Annotated in this window: 1 rRNA gene; it reads right to left on the minus strand. The window is 49.9% G+C overall.

Going from position 1 to position 2,261, the window contains the following annotated elements:
- Positions 1–2,137: ribosomal RNA gene (locus CH76_RS13150) — 23S ribosomal RNA — on the minus strand; the annotation flags it as partial.
- Between the last annotated feature and the right edge of the window lie 124 nt (positions 2,138–2,261).

A 2,261-nucleotide genomic window follows, 5' to 3' on the forward strand; every position in this document is an offset into this window, starting at 1 on the left:
GGTTGCACCGAAATTCAATATCAAGTTACAGTAAAGCTCCACGGGGTCTTTCCGTCCTGTCGCGGGTAACCTGCATCTTCACAGGTACTATAATTTCACCGAGTCTCTCGTTGAGACAGTGCCCAGATCGTTACGCCTTTCGTGCGGGTCGGAACTTACCCGACAAGGAATTTCGCTACCTTAGGACCGTTATAGTTACGGCCGCCGTTTACTGGGGCTTCAATTCGCAGCTTCGCTTGCGCTAACCACTCCTCTTAACCTTCCAGCACCGGGCAGGCGTCAGCCCCTATACGTCACCTTACGGTTTTGCAGAGACCTGTGTTTTTGCTAAACAGTCGCCTGGGCCTATTCACTGCGGCTCTCAGAAGCGTTAACCTCCGAGAGCACCCCTTATCCCTAAGTTACGGGGTCATTTTGCCGAGTTCCTTAACGAGAGTTCTCTCGCTCACCTTAGGATTCTCTCCTCGACTACCTGTGTCGGTTTGCGGTACGGGCACCTCCTGCCTCGTTAGAGGCTTTTCTTGGCAGTGTGAAATCAGGAACTTCGCTCATACGAGCTCGCCATCACAGCTCAACGTTACAGAGTGCGGATTTGCCTACACTCACGCCTTACTGCTTGGACACGCATAACCAACAGCGTGCTTACCCTATCCTTCTGCGTCACCCCATCACTCAAGTGGCAGGGAGGTGGTACAGGAATTTCAACCTGTTGTCCATCGCCTACGCCTATCGGCCTCGGCTTAGGTCCCGACTAACCCTGAGCGGACGAGCCTTCCTCAGGAAACCTTAGTCATTCGGTGGACGGGATTCTCACCCGTCTTTCGCTACTCATACCGGCATTCTCACTTCTAAACGCTCCAACAGTCCTTACGGTCTGACTTCTACGCATTTAGAACGCTCTCCTACCACGCATACCCTATGGTATGCATCCACAGCTTCGGTGAATTGTTTAGCCCCGATACATTTTCGGCGCAGTGTCACTCGACCAGTGAGCTATTACGCACTCTTTAAATGATGGCTGCTTCTGAGCCAACATCCTGGTTGTCTATGCAACGCCACATCCTTTTCCACTTAACAATTACTTGGGGACCTTAGCTGGTGGTCTGGGCTGTTTCCCTCTTGACTACGGATCTTATCACTCGCAGTCTGACTCCCGCGGATAAATCATTGGCATTCGGAGTTTGTCTGAATTCGGTAACCCGGGATGGGCCCCTAGTCCAAACAGTGCTCTACCTCCAAGATTCTTGCCGCGAGGCTAGCCCTAAAGCTATTTCGGAGAGAACCAGCTATCTCCAGGTTCGATTGGAATTTCTCCGCTACCCACACCTCATCCCCGCATTTTTCAACATACGTGGGTTCGGTCCTCCAGTCAGTGTTACCTAACCTTCAACCTGGACATGGGTAGATCACCTGGTTTCGGGTCTACGACTACGTACTATTTCGCCCTATTCAGACTCGCTTTCGCTGCGGCTCCACTTTCTCAGTTTAACCTTGCACGTAATCGTAACTCGCCGGTTCATTCTACAAAAGGCACGCTATCACCCATTAACGGGCTCTAACTACTTGTAGGCACACGGTTTCAGGATCTATTTCACTCCCCTTCCGGGGTGCTTTTCACCTTTCCCTCACGGTACTGGTTCACTATCGGTCACTAGGGAGTATTTAGCCTTGGGAGATGGTCCTCCCGGATTCCGACGGAATTTCACGTGTTCCGCCGTACTCAGGATACATTCAAGAGGGTATGAACTTTCGACTACAGGGCTTTTACCTGCTATGGCGGACCTTTCCAAGTCGCTTCGCCTACTTCATACTTTTGTAACTCCGTATAGAATGTCCTACAACCCCAAGAAGCAAGCTTCTTGGTTTGGGCTCTTCCCGTTTCGCTCGCCGCTACTAAGGGAATCGAATTTTCTTTCTCTTCCTTCAGGTACTTAGATGTTTCAGTTCCCTGAGTCTGCCTCGATTGCGCTATGTATTCACGCAAACGTACTACCCCATTACGGGCAGTGGGTTCCCCCATTCAGAAATCTCCGGATCAAAGCTTACTTACAGCTCCCCGAAGCATATCGGTGTTAGTACCGTCTTTCATCGGCTCCTAGTGCCAAGGCATCCACCGTGCGCCCTTAATAACTTAACCGAAGTTAGTTACTGCTTTCTCGTTAGAGAAAGACTTAAGAACTTACGATAAATCACTTGACGTGATTTGTATTACTTTTTTTATATCAATGTCGTTTTATCCAGTTTTCAAAGAACACGTTTTG

Source organism: Lysinibacillus sp. BF-4, assembly GCF_000743635.1.
GTDB classification, from domain to species: domain Bacteria; phylum Bacillota; class Bacilli; order Bacillales_A; family Planococcaceae; genus Metalysinibacillus; species Metalysinibacillus saudimassiliensis.